Source organism: Fluviibacter sp., from assembly GCF_057744235.1.
Genome location: NZ_JBIJFP010000008.1, coordinates 41452 through 56381 on the forward strand (window position 1 = coordinate 41452; position 14930 = coordinate 56381).

Here is a 14930-nt window from a genome sequence, read left to right on the forward strand (position 1 = left end):
CAAGAGGGGTGTGTAATTTCTTTCGATTTCACCCAGATAATTTTATGACGAACTTTCCGATTTCTCAGATCCAGAATTTTCTGCTTCAGTCCCATCATGGGCCTAAGGCCTTTCGTCCTGGGTCGGTTTGTCTGGTTGGGGCTGGGCCGGGCGATCCCGAATTGCTCACCTTGAAAGCTTTGCGGCGGATTGCCGCAGCCGATGTAGTGCTCTATGACAATCTGGTTGGCCCGGAACTCCTCAAGTGGGTAAATCAGGGTACCGAGTGCCATTACGTCGGCAAGAAAGCGGCCAAACACGCGTTGCCACAACAGCAAGTTAACCAGTGGTTGGTCGATCTGGCTCGAGCCGGTAAACGTGTGGTGCGATTAAAGGGTGGTGATCCGTTCATCTTCGGGCGTGGCGGCGAAGAGATGGATGCCTTGCTCGAAGCCGGTATTGCAGTGGAGGTCGTGCCGGGTATTACAGCCGCTGTCGGCTGTGCGGCCTATGCCGGTATCCCATTGACGCATCGCGATTGGGCGCAATCGGTGACTTTCGCAACGGGTCACCTGAAACAGGGTTTGAATGAGCTGGATTGGGCCGGGTTGTCACGTCCGGCTCAAACGGTGGTCTTTTACATGGGGATGACGGCTGCAGCCGGTATTGCCGAAGCGCTCATGGCGCATGGTCGTGCGCCAGAAACGCCCGTCGCTGTGATTTATCACGGGACTCGCCCAGATCAGAAGGTAGTTATTGCCACGCTAAAAACGCTGGCCAAACAAATTAGCGCCGAGGCAATCAAGCCACCGGCGCTACTGATTGTGGGAGAGGTGGTTCGGCTCTATAGACCGAACTGAATACCCACCGAAGCGGGTCAGCCTAAAAGCTTAGGCAGCCTGTGCAGGTATCCCGTTGCCAATACGCGCAATGCGGTTGTTGGCATCGGCGTACACCAGCTTGGGTTCGTAATTAGCCAGTTCCACCTCGTTGTACACGGCAAAGGTCGCGATGATCAGCAGATCACCAGGTGCAGCACGACGTGCGGCCGAACCATTAACGGAGATCATGCCCGATCCGCGTGCACCGCGAATGGCATAAGTTGTGAAGCGCTCGCCATTGTTGATATTCCAAATGTCGATCTGCTCGTACTCACGAATGTTTGCGGCGTCGAGCAAGTCTTCATCAATGGCGCAAGAGCCCTCATAGTGCAATTCCGCATGCGTGGTAGTTACGCGGTGCAGTTTGGACTTGAGCATGGTTCGCTGCATGGATATCAACCTGAAGTCAGGAAAGGGAAGCGCATTGTGAATCGTGAATTACGCGCTGTCAATAACCCTGTAACAAAAAGTTTTATTGATAAAAAACCAACAAAAACAAAGAGTTCTAGATCTCTAGATTGTCCAGGAGCCGAGGGGTGCCGAGCTTTGAGGCGGCAACGATCACTAAATCAGTGTCTGAGGGGGTTGCCGGTGCCAGATCTTGCTGGCGGCGTATGCTGATGTAATCTGTTTTCCAGCCATGGGCATCCAGGTTTTCAGTGGCTTTTTGGCACAAGGATTCGTAATTTCGGTCACCTGATAGCACGGCCTGGCGAATGTTTTGCAAGGTCTGTTGCAGGCGTGGTGCTTCGGCACGCTCTTCCGGGCTGAGGTAGCCATTACGCGAAGATAGGGCTAAGCCATCTTCAGCACGGACAGTTTCGCCACCGATGATTCTGATGGGCAGCATGAATTGCTTTGCCATGTTACGTAGCACCATGAGCTGCTGATAATCCTTTTTTCCGAACAGCGCGACATCCGGCTGCACAATCTGGAATAGCTTCATCACTACCGTGGCAACCCCCCGGAAGTGGCCAGGCCGACATTCGCCTTCCAGCAGAAACTGGATCTCTGCCGGTTCAATCACGTAGGTCTGAGGTTCGGGGTAGAGGTCGGCTTCGGTGGGGGCAAACAGGAATTCAACGCCGGCTTCACTTAGTTGGGCGCAATCTGCTTCAAAGGTGCGGGGGTATTTGTCAAAGTCTTCGTGGGGGCCAAATTGCAGCCGGTTGACGAAAATGCTCGCAACGACGCAGTCAGCGTGTTCACGACCTTGGCGCATGAGACTGATGTGACCGGCATGCAAGTTGCCCATGGTCGGCACAAAGGCAATGGTTCGTCCTTGCTGACGTACTTGAGCCAACGCCGAACGGAGCTCGGCAACATTTGAGAAGATTTGCATGCTTATTCCGGGTAAATCTGATCCGGGCCAGGGAAAGTGCCGGCGCGGACTTCTTCAACATAGGCAGCAATGGCCGCGGCCACTGAATCTTTGCCCGTCATGAAATTTTTAACGAAGCGGGGTTTTTTACCGGGGGCGATATCCAGCATGTCATGCAGCACAAGGACCTGGCCGGAGCAGCCGGTGCTGGCACCAATGCCAATGGTCGGAATGCGCAGGTGGCTGGTAATGAAGTCAGCCACCTTCGCCGGCATCGCTTCGAGAACGACCAGGCTGGCACCGGCTTCTTCCAGCGCCATGGCGTCTGTTAGCAACCGCTCGCGATCACCATCACCTCGACCCTGAACGCGGTATCCACCCAGTTGAAACACCGATTGTGGTGTGAGGCCGATATGGCCGCAGACTGGAATGCCCCGCGCTGTGAGAAAACCGGTGGTGACTGCCATCTCACGGCCCCCTTCGATTTTCACCATCTGGGCGCCGGCGGCCATGAGCTGGGCGGCATTACGGAAAGCCAGCTCCGGGCTTTCCTGATAGGTGCCAAAGGGCATGTCGGCGATGATTAGTGGCCGGTCGCAGCCGCGCGCAACGCAGGCAACGTGGTAGGCCATGTCGGCCTGTGAAACCGGCAGTGTCGAGTGGTGACCCTGTAGTACCATACCCAGCGAATCGCCCACCAGGAGGGCGTCAACGCCGGAGGCCTCAGAGACGCGGGCAAAGGTTGCGTCATAGCAGGTCAGCATGACGATCTTTTCACCACGTTCACGCTGGCGGGCCAGGTCAAGCGGGTGAAGACGGCGGACAGTGGTTTGTGCTGACATGATGTAATAGATTCAGTTTAAGATGGCAGACGCGGTATTGTGAGATGTGCACACAACCCCCTTTGTTTTTTGTGCCACAAGTAAGGTGCTGGTGATGATACGTAAATTTTTCCGGACAGGGTTAGTTTGTCTGGGTTTTTTCGGGCTGACAATACCGATGCCGGTATTAGCAAACGTTGAGGCCGTGGGGTCTTCGCTGGTTGCGCCAACAATCCGTCAATATGAGGCGGCATTCACTGCGGCAACCGGTATCCGTACGTCTTATGTGAATTCCCTGGAAGATATTTCAACCTCGGAATTGTTCGTGGGCATTTATGATCTGGCGGTTGTGGAGTTTCCAAGTGCCGGGGATCGCCTTCAGCAGCTAGGCCTTTTTCAGTTCCCACTTTTTGGGTTTGGTGTGGCTGTCGTAGCCAATGTGCCGGGGGTGCCGGCTGAGTCCTTACGCCTGAATGGGGCGCTTCTCGCCGCCATCTACATGGGGCGCATTAACCGTTGGGATGATCCTAGAATTTCTGAAATCAACCCGGGCCTGAGGTTGCCATCGTTGCCGATTGTGCCAGTAGCCCAGTCGGATGGATCGGTAGCTACACTCAATTTCATGCGATATCTCGCAGACGCTTCTGTCGATTGGCGTCAAGGCATTGGTATTGGATCCGGTTTGATTTGGCCGCTGGGCGAAGGTGAAAAAGACAGCCGTGCTGCGGCGCAAAAAGTGCTCGAGACCGAAGGCGCGCTGGGTTTCCAGCCCACCATGAATCTGGCAACGTTTAATTTAGTGGCGACTCAGCTGCAAAATGCACAGGGGCATTACGTTAAGTTAAGCAATGCGCGGGTGCGTCAGGCATTTGAGAGTTTTACGAGCCAGACGAAGCCCGGAGCCATGGCCCCCGTTAATGTGTCCGCCGTGGACGCCTGGCCGATTATATCGATTGTTTATGGCCAAATGAAGCAAGTACCTGAAGATATCCCGGATGCCATAGAAACCGTCCAGTTTCTGACCTGGGCATTAAAAAATGCGCAGCGTATCGAGACGCAAGCCGGATTGTTTCCTGTGGCCTACGAGGTGGTCGCGCCCGCGTTGAACAGTATGGTCACGAAGAAAACCTATGATGGCCGTGCCGTGAAAAAAGGGAGTGGATCATGAGCATTCGGGCTTTGATGCCTGCCTGGTCGATCCGTATTGCGGTGTTGCTGCTGTTTGGTTTGATCACGACGCAGGCTTTTGCCGGGCGTGTACCAACCAAATACAATGACCGTTATCAGTCCTTGTACGCGGAGCAGGAGCTTTTTCGTAAGCGACCGGAGCTTCTGGGGTGCGTCGCCCTAGCCAAGGACTTTGCACAGACGACTAGCGGTAGCGTGTTCAACAAACTGCGTTTTACGCCGAAATCGGTGCAGACAGCGTATGTCCTTGAAGGCACGTTGCAAGGGATGCCGTATCAGAAAGTCCGGATTTATGCGGAAGGCCGTGTCAGGGCGTACAGTTTCTTCGAGAACTGGGAGCCGGCGGTTGTTCTCTGTGATGTCCCCCTGGAAGGCCCGCCCCGGATTGTTCTGGAAATGGGTAAGAATCAACCCTGAGTACTGTGTGTACGACTCATGTGGTTTTTGATGTCACAAAAAATTAACCTGTCTGTTTTATAATTTTGTAACTATCTGTTTTTATTAAATCTTGGCGATCTGGTGTCGTCAGTTTTGTAGGTGCTGTTTTGACCGGATGCCGACTGGATGCCCGTTATTTTGCCTATCTTTTGGGGGTGCTGTTCTGTGCAGCCCCGGGATGGGTGTCGGCATCCGAAGATAATCCGGACGGTTTTTTTGTTCGACCATCGCTGACTGGCGATTGGGGCGGTCTGCGCAGCAAGCTCGAAGATAACGGTGTCGTTTTTAGCCTGACCCAAACCTCCGATGTGATGGGTAATGTCAATGGTGGTGTGCGTCGTGGCGTGGAATATGACGGCTTATTCCAGCCTCAAGTCGATATGGACCTGAATAAGCTCGTAGGGTGGGCAGGGGGCAGTGCCCATATCGCGGCTTATGTGGTTCAAGGGAAGGGTATTAGTCAGACCAATCTCCACAACATCATGACCGTGACCAATACCGAATACGCGCCGGACGGCACCAAGATGGGCGAATTCTGGCTCAAGCAAAAGCTTTTTGATGAGTTTCTGGCCGTTAAAGTGGGGCAGATCGAAGCGGATCTGAATTTTAATACCATCGAATCAGCGGCCTTTATGGTGAACAGTACCTGGGGCTGGCCGGCGATCTGGGCACAGAACTTACCCGGATCCGGGCCTACGTACCCGAATGCGGTACCCGGTGCACAGTTGATCCTGACGCCCAATGAACGTTGGGCATTTCAGGGCGCCGTGTTTAACGGCAATCCTACAGGCAAAAACCCCAATGGCAATAGCAATGGGCTGGAGTTCCCATTGGGGCAAGGTGTGCTGAGCTTCGCTGAAGCGATTTATAACCTGAATCCCGAAGGTAAAGGCGGTATGCCAGGGACTTACAAGCTGGGTGGGTGGTACAACTCACAAAGCTTTAATAGCCTGAGCATGGCAAATGATGGTCAGCCACTGGCTGCGAGTGATAATGCGACGCCGCAAAGCTACAAGGGCAATTATTCCTTGTATGCCAGTTTTGACCAGGCCATCTGGCGGGATGCCAACACGGATAACCAGGGGCCGAATGTATTTGCCAGTGTGCACATCAGTCCGCAAAGTGACCGGAATCAGGTAAACTGGTTTGTGGAAGGGGGATTAGCCTATACCGGTCTGGTGGATGGCCGGCCGCTGGATCAGTGCGCCATCGGCTTTGCCTACATGAACATGAGTTCAAGTTATGCGAACAACGTGCGCTATGAAAACCAGTATCAGGGGACGAATCAACCAATCCCCAATTTCGAATCATTCATAGAGCTGGATTACCAGGCCGTAATTTCGCCCTGGCTAGCGATTCAGCCGTTCATTACTTATGTAATTAATCCCGGTGCTCGGGCACCGCAACCTCAGAATAATCAGCTAGCTATTCCCAATGCTACGGTGCTCGGTTTAAGAACGATTGTGTCCTTCTAAACGTTCGATCGCTTGGTTAGCAACCTGTGGCAGGTACTGATCCAGTTGGCCAAGACCGGGGACGCTCATGTTCGGCATTACATCCAGTAGCGGGCGTAGCACAAAAGCCCGTTGATGTAGGCGAGGGTGCGGCAACACCAGCAATGGGGTATCCATGACCACGGTGTCATAGAGCAACAGATCCAGATCCAGGGTGCGCGGTGAGTTACGCATCACATCCTTGCCGCGATCTCGTCCGAATTGACGCTCGGTTTCAAGCAACCAGCGCATCAGCGCTTCGGGTGCTAAGTTCGTGCGACAGGCGGCAACCCCGTTGATGTAATCGGGCTGCGCTTCTTCGCTGCCTATCGGTGCTGTCCGGTACAACGGAGAAAGCTGCCATTCAGCCGTGCTGGCATTGTTTTTCAGCTTTTGGATGGCCTCTTGCAATGTATTGCGTGCATCACCCAGATTGGCGCCTAGGCCAATCACGGCCAGATGCGGTAAATGGGGTGCCATTATTCGCCCTGAGGGTTTGTGGGCGTGTTACCGCCGTCAGCATTCTGGCTGCGTTTACGATTAGGGCTACGGCGCCGGCGTTTCTTGGCGGGGGCGGCGTTATCCTTGGGTGCGCCAGCAATCAGAGACTCTTGAACAGCGGCATCGGATTCCTGAAATGCTGTCCACCACTCACCTAATTCTGAATTGATCTCGCCTGTTTGTGCCCGCAGGAGCATGAAGTCATAACCCGCCCGGAAGCGCGGGTGGCCAAGCAAGCCATAGGGGCGCTTGCCGCTGCGTTGTTCGAAGCGCGGCTGTAGTGACCAGATTTCTTTTATGTCACCGACCAGGCGTTTGGTAATGGCCAGTTTGGTTGCCTGGCGATCGAGTACATCAGACATCGCAGCAAACAGTGCCGGAATGGCTATCTCATTTTTGGCTTTGCGCTTGTTCCAGTGTGCCAGCACTTCGTGCCAGAGCAGGGCGGCAAAGAGGAAGCCCGGAGAAATAGATTTGCCTTCGCGGATCCGCTGGTCGGTGTTGGTCAGTGCCTGTTCTACAAAACGTTCGCCTAAGGGTTGCTCAAGGATGACATCGAGTAAAGGCAGTACGCCATGGTGCAGACCTTCATCACGTAGGCGCTTCAGGCAAGCCAGCGCATCACCGCAGGTGAGTAGCTTCAGCATTTCATCAAACAGACGCGCCGGGGGCACGTTGTCAAGTAAATCAGCCATTTCACGAATCGGTTTGCGTGTTGCAACGTCCAGATCGAGATTCAGTTTTGCACCCAGACGGACAGCGCGCAGCATACGTACCGGGTCTTCACGGTAACGTACCTTCGGGTCGCCAATCATGCGCAGTGTGCGCTGTTTAAGATCTGCATAGCCATGGTGGTAGTCATGAATCGTTTCGTCGTACGGGTCGTAGTACAGCGCATTGACCGTAAAGTCCCGACGGGCGGCATCGTCCGATTGTGTGCCAAAGGTGTTGTCGCGTAGTACACGGCCATGTTCATCGGTGGCGGAGGCGTCTTCATGCAGAGCACGGAAGGTGGTGACTTCAATCAGCTCCTGGCCGACCATCACATGCACAATCTGGAAGCGTCGTCCGATAATGCGAGAGCGGCGGCAGCAACGACGAACCTGTTCTGGTGTGGCATTCGTAGCGATATCGAAATCTTTGGGGTCACGATTCAGGAGTAAGTCACGAACGGCGCCACCCACCACATAAGCACGATAGCCTGCGCGTTCCAGATCCTCACAAACCCGTTCGGCACCTCGACTCAGCATGTCGCGCGTAATGCCGTGTGTTTTTACCGGAATGATCGTAGGTTCCTGCTGAACCGCTGGTGCGGCGTGGCGGTTAAAAATCTTTTTGACGAAACGGCGGATCATTAAGCAAGACCAATCATACGGAATAGCGCGTCAGGCGTGCTGCTGTCGCGTAGGGTAATAGCAGGCCAGCCTTTAGCGATGGCATGCGCTTTCAATGTGTCATCAGCATCAACGGCCACGGGGTTGGTCGACCATTCCAGCAGCGGTAAGTCGTTGTGCGAATCGCTATAGAACCAGCGGCGCTCAAAGCTGCCTTGCCAGAGCCCAATCGATTCTAACCAGGCGTTTACCCGAGTAATTTTTCCCTTCTGGAATGACGGGGTGCCCACCGGTTTGCCAGTGAATTGGCCGGCAACCTCGCCCGGGATCGTGGCAATCAGATGCGGAATGCCAAATTCCCGCGCAATGTCACCCGTAACAAACGCATTGGTGGCAGTCACCACGGCACAGAGATGCCCCATTTCCAGGTGGTGGTTTACCAGGGCGCGGGCGTTATCTAGCATGATCGGGAGAATATGCTTTTGCATAAATTCACGATGCCACGTATCTAGCTGCGAGCGAGGGTGACGCGCCAGCGGTGCCAGCTGGAAGTCGAGAAAGGCATGAATATCCAGCGTGCCGGCTTTGTAATCAGCGTAGAACTGGGCGTTTTTAGCGGCCTGGATTTCCGGATCAACCACGCCTTTGCTAATAAGAAACTGGGCCCACTCAAAATCGGAGTCTCCATTGAGTAGGGTATTGTCCAGATCGAACAGGGCGATGGTGCGTTGTTGCGTCATAAATTAGTCTGCAGTCACAGTAGATTCAGCCAGCGCCGTACGAAGCAGAGGCAGGGTAATGCGGCGCTTATGCTCCAAAGACAGTTCGTCCAGCCGGCGGATTAAGGCCGAGAGGCTAGACAGATCGCGTGGTGCGCGCTGGTAGAGATAATCGAGCACATCAGGTGTAAGCACCCAGCCACGATGCTCGGCACGTTGCGCGAGCAGGAGGCGTTGGGCGGCTTCGTCCAGCGGTGCAAGGCGGTAGATATGGCCAGCCCCTAAGCGGGTGCGGACATCTTCCCGTAAATCCGGTTGGGCATCGGGCGGCAGATCCATAGTCACTAACAGACGTTCGCCTGCGTGCGCGAGGCGTACCAGGTGACGGAATAGGTCTTGCTGGCCGTTGGCATCCAGTTTCTGGGCATCTTCCAGTGCCCAGCCTTGTGCAGGCGGCGTTAAGAGCATGTCTGATAGGGGTAATGGGCTGAATCCGCCACTGATCAGGCATTGGTTCAGAAATGACTTGCCACTGCCCGTAGGCCCCCAGATAACGAATAGATTGCCCGGATAAGCCGCAACCGGCTGATTCAGCCAGTTTTCCAGCGCTGACAGCAATTCCACGTTCTCACCCGGCAGAAAGTGCTGCAGGGCAGGCGTCTGGTCTGGCAGGAGATCGAGTATCAGTTGTTGCATGGTCACCTGCATCGTCAGGCAGGTTGTATCCTCATCGGTTACAATTCGCGGTGTAAAATCGCCCGCGTTAGTCAGAAGCCGCCATTTTACACGGCATTCAGCCCCAGACGTTGCACTCTTAACGCCATCTTGATTTAAGGATCGCCCATGTTTTGCCCGCTCAATCACGCTCGCCAATTGTTTGCTGCTCATGATGCCAAGGCCGGTGGTGGTCTATCTTACCGTGATGCCGGCGTGGACATGGAAGCCGGTGATGAACTGGTCGAGCGTATCAAGCCGATGGCCAAGCGCACCATGCGTGAAGGCGTCATGGCTGGTATTGGTGGTTTTGGTGCCATGTTCGAGATTTCCAAAAAATATAAAGAGCCCATACTGGTTTCCGGTACCGATGGCGTAGGTACCAAGCTACGCCTGGCCTTTGCCTGGAACCGTCACGACACCATCGGCCAGGATCTGGTGGCCATGAGCGTTAACGATATTCTGGTGCAGGGTGCCGAACCATTGTTCTTCCTGGATTACTTTGCCTGTGGCAAGCTGGATGTAGATACCGCCGCCGCTGTAGTGGGTGGCATTGCCAAGGGTTGTGAATTGGCCGGCGCTGCACTGATTGGTGGTGAAACCGCTGAAATGCCGGATATGTACCCAGCGGGTGAATATGATCTGGCCGGTTTTGCTGTCGGCGCTGTCGAGAAATCGCAGATCATTGATGGCAAGAGCATTAAGGCGGGCGATGTGGTTCTAGGCCTGGCTTCAAGCGGTGCCCACTCGAATGGTTACTCGCTGATCCGCAAGATCATCGAGCGCAGCGGTGCTAAACCGACCGATCTGCTGGATGAGGTGACTCTGGGTGATCTGGTCATGGCACCCACCCGTATTTATGTGAAGTCGGTATTGGCAGCTTTCCAGGCATTGCCTGGTGCGCTTAAGGGCCTGGCGCACATTACCGGTGGCGGCATTACTGAAAACGTGCCACGTATTCTGCAGACTGGCCTGACGGCTGAAATCCAGCGCAACAGCTGGGAGCGTCCGGCGCTGTTCAATTGGCTGCAGGAAGCGGGTGGCGTGGCCGACGATGAAATGCACCGCGTATTCAATTGCGGTATCGGCATGGTGATCGTGGTGGCCCCGGAAAATGCGGATGCCGTTAGCAAGGTGCTGGCCGAGCACGGTGAACAAGTGAGCCGTATTGGCGTGATTCGCTCCAGCCAAGCCGGTGAAGCACCGACCGTCGTGGTCTGATTAGGCTGCGAGAAATTCCGCTGCTTTAACCGATAACGCCGACCCATCAGGTCGGCGTTGTTGTTTTTGGCAAGGTGTTTTCCGTGTTCCCGTGCCATAAGAGCGGGGAGATCCAGTTTCGGATTTGTTTTACAGCTTCTTCGAGAGTCGGTTCCCGAAGTGCATTTCTCTTCAGGAAACTTTTCCATTGAGTTTGCTTGGCATTGTCAGCAGCGAACTCATCACTCAATCCCATAGGGGTTTTAGCGGGCATGGGTGTGCCGCGTCGGTTTAATGTTGCCTCCAGTGCTATGCGAAGAATCATAGGATCAAAAGTCAATTCGCGTTGCATGATCCAAAGATCAAAATAATCCTTCATACGGCTATTGGTGCTGCCTAATTTAATGATGGCTTCAATTTTTTCGGCTACAACGGTATATCGTGGATATACCAATAGTTTGGGTGACGCTAGGTTATCCAGCAAAACGGGATAGTCAGCAAATTCAGGTTTGGGTGTCACGGCGTCACCATAGCCGATATCCACCCGGATATTACAGCGGCTGTTGCCTATCTTTCCCTGAATTGAAACCTGTAACCCAGGGTAGTTCGCTTGCGCTCGGATATCGCTGCAAGTTACAGAGTCTGCTTCGAAAGTCAGCCCGTCAGTGTAAGGCACGCGACAGATATCCTGAAAAGTTTGAATTACGTGTATGGCTTCAGTAGAGCCGAAACCAAGAAGATCAATGTCACGGGTTGGCCGTAGTGGCACGTCAAACCATAAGTCGAACAACAAAGCGCCTTTGAGCGTAAAACTATCTGCATATTCAGAAATGCTGAGTCGATAAAGAAACCGCTCAAGGGCATAGCGCGTCAAAATCCGTTGGTATTCCTGGTTTGATGCCTTGGCTAGATTAAGTAACCTTGCTTGAATCGACGCGATGATATTGGAGTACGTCACGAGAGTGATTCTAGATAAGGCCGCATGACATTGGTGACCCTCAGATGTTTTGCCGCCTTGTGCAGGGCATCCATATGAATTATTTTTTTTGCCCACGCTTCATGCAGTGCTTCTAGAGCAATATCCAGCCCAAGCTTGTTACGGTATTTGAAACACTCGGCAATTGTTCTGTGTATATCCGTCACCAGAATTTGAACCACCCCATCAACGGTCTTTTGTTCAATACCAAAGCCATCAGAAATGGAATCGGTTCTGAAAACGCGCAGCGGTGGGTAAGACTGTTTGGGTGGGCTTTGGTGTCTTTGAATGGCGATCCATATCTCGTGGGGTAGTTGGGTCGTTATCCCGTGAATCTGAAGTGCCGTGAGCAGGCAAAAGACCGCGCCCGGGTATTTAATGGCAGTCTGGGCAAGCTGGCTTTCTTCAGAAAGCGGATAAGCAGGATCAACATAAAGCCCTCGACTGAGCTTGAGCAGCTTGCCATTCTTAACCATCTCCGCGATCGCAACTCGATGAATCCCTGCGTCTTCAAGATCCTTCGTTTTAAGGATTCCTTGACGGCTGCAGAGGTAGGCGGCTTTTTCTTGATGGCATTTCATACCGCCATTTTTACAAATACACGCCAAATGTCAACATTTGGCAATTTTTTGTAGAAAATCCGCAACGCGCCGACTGATCAGGTCGGCGTTGTTGTTTTGGAGGCAGTCAAAAGCTTCGCAGCCAATGGTGTTATTGAGCCAAGTGATCTGGCGCTTTGCCAGTTGACGTGTGGCGTAGATGCCGCGCTCTTCGAGTTCTTTAGCCGGTAAGGTGCCTTCCAACATTTCCCATGCCTGGCGGTAGCCGACGCAGCGCATTGAAGGTAATTCGGCATGGAGCGTGTATTTGCTGCGGAGCGCTTCGACCTCTTCGATGAAGCCTTGTTGCAGCATGAGCTTGAAGCGCAGGGCAATGCGCTCGTGGAGCCAGGCGCGGTCGCTGGGTAATAGCGCGAGGGATAGAAAGCGATAGGGGGGTGCAGGCTGTTGCTGTTGTTCGGCGTAGAGCGCTGAAGCAGGTCGGCCGCTGAGGAGGCAGATTTCCAGTGCGCGCTGGATGCGCTGTGAGTCGTTAGGCGCTAGTCGTGCCACAGTGATTTGATCGAGCTTTGCCAGTTCTTCATGAATCGCGGGCCAGCCCTGTTGTTGGGCGCGTGCATCGATTTCGGCACGAAGCGTTGCGTTGGCTTGCGGCAGATCCGAGAGGCCTTCAAGCAGCGCCTTGATGTAGAGCATGGTGCCGCCCACCAGTAGCGGAATGCGTCCACGAGACGTGCTCTCGGCCATGGCTGCTAATGCGTCTTCCCGAAAGCGGGCGGCGGAGTAACTTTCTTCCGGCGTAATCACATTAACCAGCGCGTGTGGGTAGTGCTGCAGCGTCTCGTTATCGGGTTTGGCCGTGCCGATGTTCATGTCTTTGAACACCAGTGCCGAGTCAACGCTGATTAGATCGATCGGGTAAAGATCGGCCAGTTGTAGCGCCAGATCGGTTTTACCGCTGGCGGTGGGGCCGAGCAGCAGTATGGCGGGCGGCAGTGTGTTGTTGGTGTCAGCGACCATGGAGGAACAAGGCATCGATGGCCGGTAGGTCGACCAGAATCCAAGTGGGGCGGCCATGATTGCACTGGTCTGCACGTTCCGTGTCTTCCATTTGGCGCAATAGGGCATTCATTTCTGTGAGGCTTAGGCTGTGCCGACCACGGATGGCGGCGTGGCAGGCACAGGTGCCGAGGAGTCGTTCCTGCCGGGCAATTAAGTTAGCCTGAGCCGGTGACTCTTGCAGTGTGCGGAGTAGCTCTTTCAGCAGGCTTTCGGCATCAATACGGCCAAGCCCTGCAGGGACTTGCCGAACGACCAGGGTATTGGGCCCGGCTTCCGATAGCTCTAGCCCGAGCGCCTCAAACTCGGTGTGATGCTCGTGATAGCAGGCCATAGCCAGGTCGTCCAGGCTAACCGCTACGGGAATCAGTAAGGGTTGCCGGGGCGGTTGACTCATGCCACAGGCTGTTTTGAGCTTCTCGTAGAGCACGCGTTCGTGCGCGGCGTGTTGATCTATGAGAATCATGCCCTGGGCATTTTGAGCAACGATGTAGCGATCATGCAGTTGGCCGATGGCATAACCTAAGGGCGGAATTTCCGAAGGGGGTTGTTGCTGTTCGGCCTGGAACGCTGGTGCATAGGCCTGCATGGTGGCTGCATTTTGAGACGGGGAGATCTGAACGCTTTGGTAATGGCTCCGCGGCTCCGCCAGCCCCAAACCCTGTTGATAGCTGGCGGGCGTGGTGTAGGTATTTGCAACGCGATCCAGCGTAATGGGCGGTGCCGTTTCAGTACTGGTCGCAAGTACCTGCTTGAGCGCGTGGTAAATGAACTGATGCACCGCGCGGCTGTCTCGGAATCGCACTTCGGTTTTGGCAGGGTGGACGTTAACGTCTACGAGTGCCGGATCGATAGTGAGAAAGAGGCAACAGCCCGGTTGGCGGCTACCGTGTAGTTGATCACGATAGGCTTCGCGAATGGCGTGTTGAATCACCTTGTCGCGCACATAGCGGCCATTGACGAAGGTGTGCTGGGCTTCACGATCAGACAAGATGGCGGTAGGGATCATGGCCCAGCCAGTCAGTTGCAGCAGGTCATTGCCCTGGTGAACGGTTCGGCAGGCTTTGAGAAAGTCATCGCCCAGCACTTGCCGGAGCCGACTTTCCGCGTTGTCAGGCGGCCAGTGGTGGCTTTCTTTGCCATCACGGCTGATGGTAAAGCCGATTTCGGGGTGGGCTAAGGCCTGGCGACGTATGGTCTCCATGCAGTGCGCCTGCTCGGTGGCTGCACTTTTAAGGAATTTGCGGCGGGCGGGCGTGTTGAAATATAGATCACGCATTTCAACCTGGGTCCCAGCGGGCAGGGCGTCTGGGGTTAATTCACCATCGGCACTTATCCGCCAGGCATGGTCTGCTGTTCGGGAGCAGCTGATCAGCGAGAGGCGAGAGACGCTGGCTATGGCCGCCAGGGCTTCGCCCCGAAAACCCATGGTGCCCACATGTTCCAGGTCTTCCAGTGAGCGAATTTTTGAGGTGGCGTGACGCGTGAGCGCCAGCCCCAGCTGGTTTTGATCAATACCGCAGCCGTTATCGGTAATGCGGATGAGCCGCATGCCGCCTTCTTCCAGATCAATGCGAATCCGGCTGCTGTCTGCATCAATGGCGTTTTCCAGGAGCTCTTTCAGCACAGACGCCGGGCGCTCTACAACCTCACCGGCAGCAATCTGGCTGATCAGATGCTCAGGGAGGGCACGAATGACAGGTTGTGGCGTAGTTAAGCTCATCGTCGAGATTATAGTGGGATCGG

General features: G+C 54.5%; 16 protein-coding genes. 5 read left to right on the top strand and 11 right to left on the bottom strand.

Features of this window, described 5'->3' with window-relative positions; all coding sequences use genetic code 11:
- Positions 1-44: 44 nt before the first annotated feature.
- Positions 45-839 (top strand): uroporphyrinogen-III C-methyltransferase, encoded by a 795-nt coding sequence (gene cobA / locus AC3GOJ_RS05930; RefSeq protein WP_488236547.1) that lies wholly within the window; start codon positions 45-47, stop codon positions 837-839.
- Between the two features lie 30 nt (positions 840-869).
- Here the strand turns inward: cobA and panD are convergent, their stop codons facing one another.
- The 3 genes from panD to panB form a co-directional block, all read right to left on the bottom strand.
- Complete coding sequence (gene panD / locus AC3GOJ_RS05935) at positions 870-1238, bottom strand: aspartate 1-decarboxylase (RefSeq protein ID WP_488236548.1); 369 nt, start codon at positions 1236-1238, stop codon at positions 870-872.
- A 127-nt stretch (positions 1239-1365) separates the two neighbouring features.
- The gene (gene panC / locus AC3GOJ_RS05940) at positions 1366-2202 is read right to left on the bottom strand and encodes a pantoate--beta-alanine ligase (RefSeq protein WP_488236549.1); all 837 of its coding nucleotides are present in this window, start codon (positions 2200-2202) and stop codon (positions 1366-1368) included.
- Between the two features lie 2 nt (positions 2203-2204).
- Positions 2205-3023, bottom strand: coding sequence for a 3-methyl-2-oxobutanoate hydroxymethyltransferase (gene panB, locus AC3GOJ_RS05945; RefSeq protein ID WP_488236550.1), 819 nt, complete (start codon positions 3021-3023; stop codon positions 2205-2207).
- A gap of 94 nt (positions 3024-3117) precedes the next feature.
- On the opposite strand from panB, the gene AC3GOJ_RS05950 reads away from it, so the two are divergent.
- The 3 genes from AC3GOJ_RS05950 to AC3GOJ_RS05960 all read left to right on the top strand — a co-directional run bounded on the left by AC3GOJ_RS05950 (position 3118) and on the right by AC3GOJ_RS05960 (position 6103).
- Positions 3118-4170: a substrate-binding domain-containing protein gene (locus tag AC3GOJ_RS05950; protein ID WP_488236551.1), complete on the top strand. Its 1053-nt coding sequence runs from the start codon at positions 3118-3120 to the stop codon at positions 4168-4170.
- Positions 4167-4607 (top strand): hypothetical protein, encoded by a 441-nt coding sequence (locus AC3GOJ_RS05955; protein ID WP_488236552.1) that lies wholly within the window; start codon positions 4167-4169, stop codon positions 4605-4607. The genes AC3GOJ_RS05950 and AC3GOJ_RS05955 overlap by 4 nt, the downstream gene beginning before the upstream one ends.
- 128 nt (positions 4608-4735) lie before the next feature.
- Positions 4736-6103: a carbohydrate porin gene (locus tag AC3GOJ_RS05960; RefSeq protein WP_488236553.1), complete on the top strand. Its 1368-nt coding sequence runs from the start codon at positions 4736-4738 to the stop codon at positions 6101-6103.
- Here the strand turns inward: AC3GOJ_RS05960 and folK are convergent.
- From folK to AC3GOJ_RS05980, 4 genes are read right to left on the bottom strand one after another with little or no spacing between them, the layout of a single operon-like run.
- Positions 6080-6601: a 2-amino-4-hydroxy-6-hydroxymethyldihydropteridine diphosphokinase gene (gene folK / locus AC3GOJ_RS05965; protein ID WP_488236554.1), complete on the bottom strand. Its 522-nt coding sequence runs from the start codon at positions 6599-6601 to the stop codon at positions 6080-6082. The two genes, AC3GOJ_RS05960 and folK, sit on opposite strands and share 24 nt — an antisense overlap.
- Positions 6601-7977: a polynucleotide adenylyltransferase PcnB gene (gene pcnB / locus AC3GOJ_RS05970; RefSeq protein WP_488236555.1), complete on the bottom strand. Its 1377-nt coding sequence runs from the start codon at positions 7975-7977 to the stop codon at positions 6601-6603. Before pcnB ends, folK begins: the two co-directional genes overlap by 1 nt.
- Complete coding sequence (locus tag AC3GOJ_RS05975) at positions 7977-8696, bottom strand: histidinol-phosphatase (protein WP_488236556.1); 720 nt, start codon at positions 8694-8696, stop codon at positions 7977-7979. Before AC3GOJ_RS05975 ends, pcnB begins: the two co-directional genes overlap by 1 nt.
- A 3-nt stretch (positions 8697-8699) precedes the next feature.
- Positions 8700-9371, bottom strand: coding sequence for an HdaA/DnaA family protein (locus tag AC3GOJ_RS05980; RefSeq protein WP_488236557.1), 672 nt, complete (start codon positions 9369-9371; stop codon positions 8700-8702).
- Between the two features lie 147 nt (positions 9372-9518).
- Between AC3GOJ_RS05980 and purM the strand changes: the two genes are divergently transcribed.
- Entirely contained in the window at positions 9519-10610 is a 1092-nt protein-coding gene (purM, locus tag AC3GOJ_RS05985; RefSeq protein ID WP_488236558.1) for a phosphoribosylformylglycinamidine cyclo-ligase, read from the top strand.
- A gap of 46 nt (positions 10611-10656) precedes the next feature.
- Here purM and AC3GOJ_RS05990 read toward each other — a convergent pair whose 3' ends face one another.
- The 4 genes from AC3GOJ_RS05990 to mutL are packed head-to-tail and all read right to left on the bottom strand — an operon-like array spanning position 10657 to position 14907.
- Positions 10657-11547, bottom strand: coding sequence for a nucleotidyl transferase AbiEii/AbiGii toxin family protein (locus AC3GOJ_RS05990; protein ID WP_488236559.1), 891 nt, complete (start codon positions 11545-11547; stop codon positions 10657-10659).
- Entirely contained in the window at positions 11544-12146 is a 603-nt protein-coding gene (locus AC3GOJ_RS05995; protein WP_488236560.1) for a type IV toxin-antitoxin system AbiEi family antitoxin domain-containing protein, read from the bottom strand. The genes AC3GOJ_RS05990 and AC3GOJ_RS05995 overlap by 4 nt, the downstream gene beginning before the upstream one ends.
- A 30-nt stretch (positions 12147-12176) precedes the next feature.
- Positions 12177-13145: a tRNA (adenosine(37)-N6)-dimethylallyltransferase MiaA gene (gene miaA, locus AC3GOJ_RS06000; protein ID WP_488236594.1), complete on the bottom strand. Its 969-nt coding sequence runs from the start codon at positions 13143-13145 to the stop codon at positions 12177-12179.
- Positions 13135-14907, bottom strand: a complete 1773-nt coding sequence (gene mutL, locus AC3GOJ_RS06005) for a DNA mismatch repair endonuclease MutL (RefSeq protein WP_488236561.1) — start codon at positions 14905-14907, stop codon at positions 13135-13137. Before mutL ends, miaA begins: the two co-directional genes overlap by 11 nt.
- Positions 14908-14930: the final 23 nt, after the last annotated feature.

What these genes read in the sequence shown, in the direction of transcription:
- folK (WP_488236554.1), bottom strand. Translation starts at nt 6,601, where the DNA reads ATGGCACCCCATTTACCGCATCTGGCCGTGATTGGCCTAGGCGCCAAT.
- cobA (WP_488236547.1), top strand. Translation starts at nt 45, where the DNA reads ATGACGAACTTTCCGATTTCTCAGATCCAGAATTTTCTGCTTCAGTCC.
- AC3GOJ_RS05980 (WP_488236557.1), bottom strand. Translation starts at nt 9,371, where the DNA reads ATGCAACAACTGATACTCGATCTCCTGCCAGACCAGACGCCTGCCCTG.
- pcnB (WP_488236555.1), bottom strand. Translation starts at nt 7,977, where the DNA reads ATGATCCGCCGTTTCGTCAAAAAGATTTTTAACCGCCACGCCGCACCA.
- AC3GOJ_RS05975 (WP_488236556.1), bottom strand. Translation starts at nt 8,696, where the DNA reads ATGACGCAACAACGCACCATCGCCCTGTTCGATCTGGACAATACCCTA.
- AC3GOJ_RS05950 (WP_488236551.1), top strand. Translation starts at nt 3,118, where the DNA reads ATGATACGTAAATTTTTCCGGACAGGGTTAGTTTGTCTGGGTTTTTTC.
- panC (WP_488236549.1), bottom strand. Translation starts at nt 2,202, where the DNA reads ATGCAAATCTTCTCAAATGTTGCCGAGCTCCGTTCGGCGTTGGCTCAA.
- panB (WP_488236550.1), bottom strand. Translation starts at nt 3,023, where the DNA reads ATGTCAGCACAAACCACTGTCCGCCGTCTTCACCCGCTTGACCTGGCC.
- AC3GOJ_RS05995 (WP_488236560.1), bottom strand. Translation starts at nt 12,146, where the DNA reads ATGAAATGCCATCAAGAAAAAGCCGCCTACCTCTGCAGCCGTCAAGGA.
- miaA (WP_488236594.1), bottom strand. Translation starts at nt 13,145, where the DNA reads ATGGTCGCTGACACCAACAACACACTGCCGCCCGCCATACTGCTGCTC.
- panD (WP_488236548.1), bottom strand. Translation starts at nt 1,238, where the DNA reads ATGCTCAAGTCCAAACTGCACCGCGTAACTACCACGCATGCGGAATTG.
- AC3GOJ_RS05955 (WP_488236552.1), top strand. Translation starts at nt 4,167, where the DNA reads ATGAGCATTCGGGCTTTGATGCCTGCCTGGTCGATCCGTATTGCGGTG.
- purM (WP_488236558.1), top strand. Translation starts at nt 9,519, where the DNA reads ATGTTTTGCCCGCTCAATCACGCTCGCCAATTGTTTGCTGCTCATGAT.
- mutL (WP_488236561.1), bottom strand. Translation starts at nt 14,907, where the DNA reads ATGAGCTTAACTACGCCACAACCTGTCATTCGTGCCCTCCCTGAGCAT.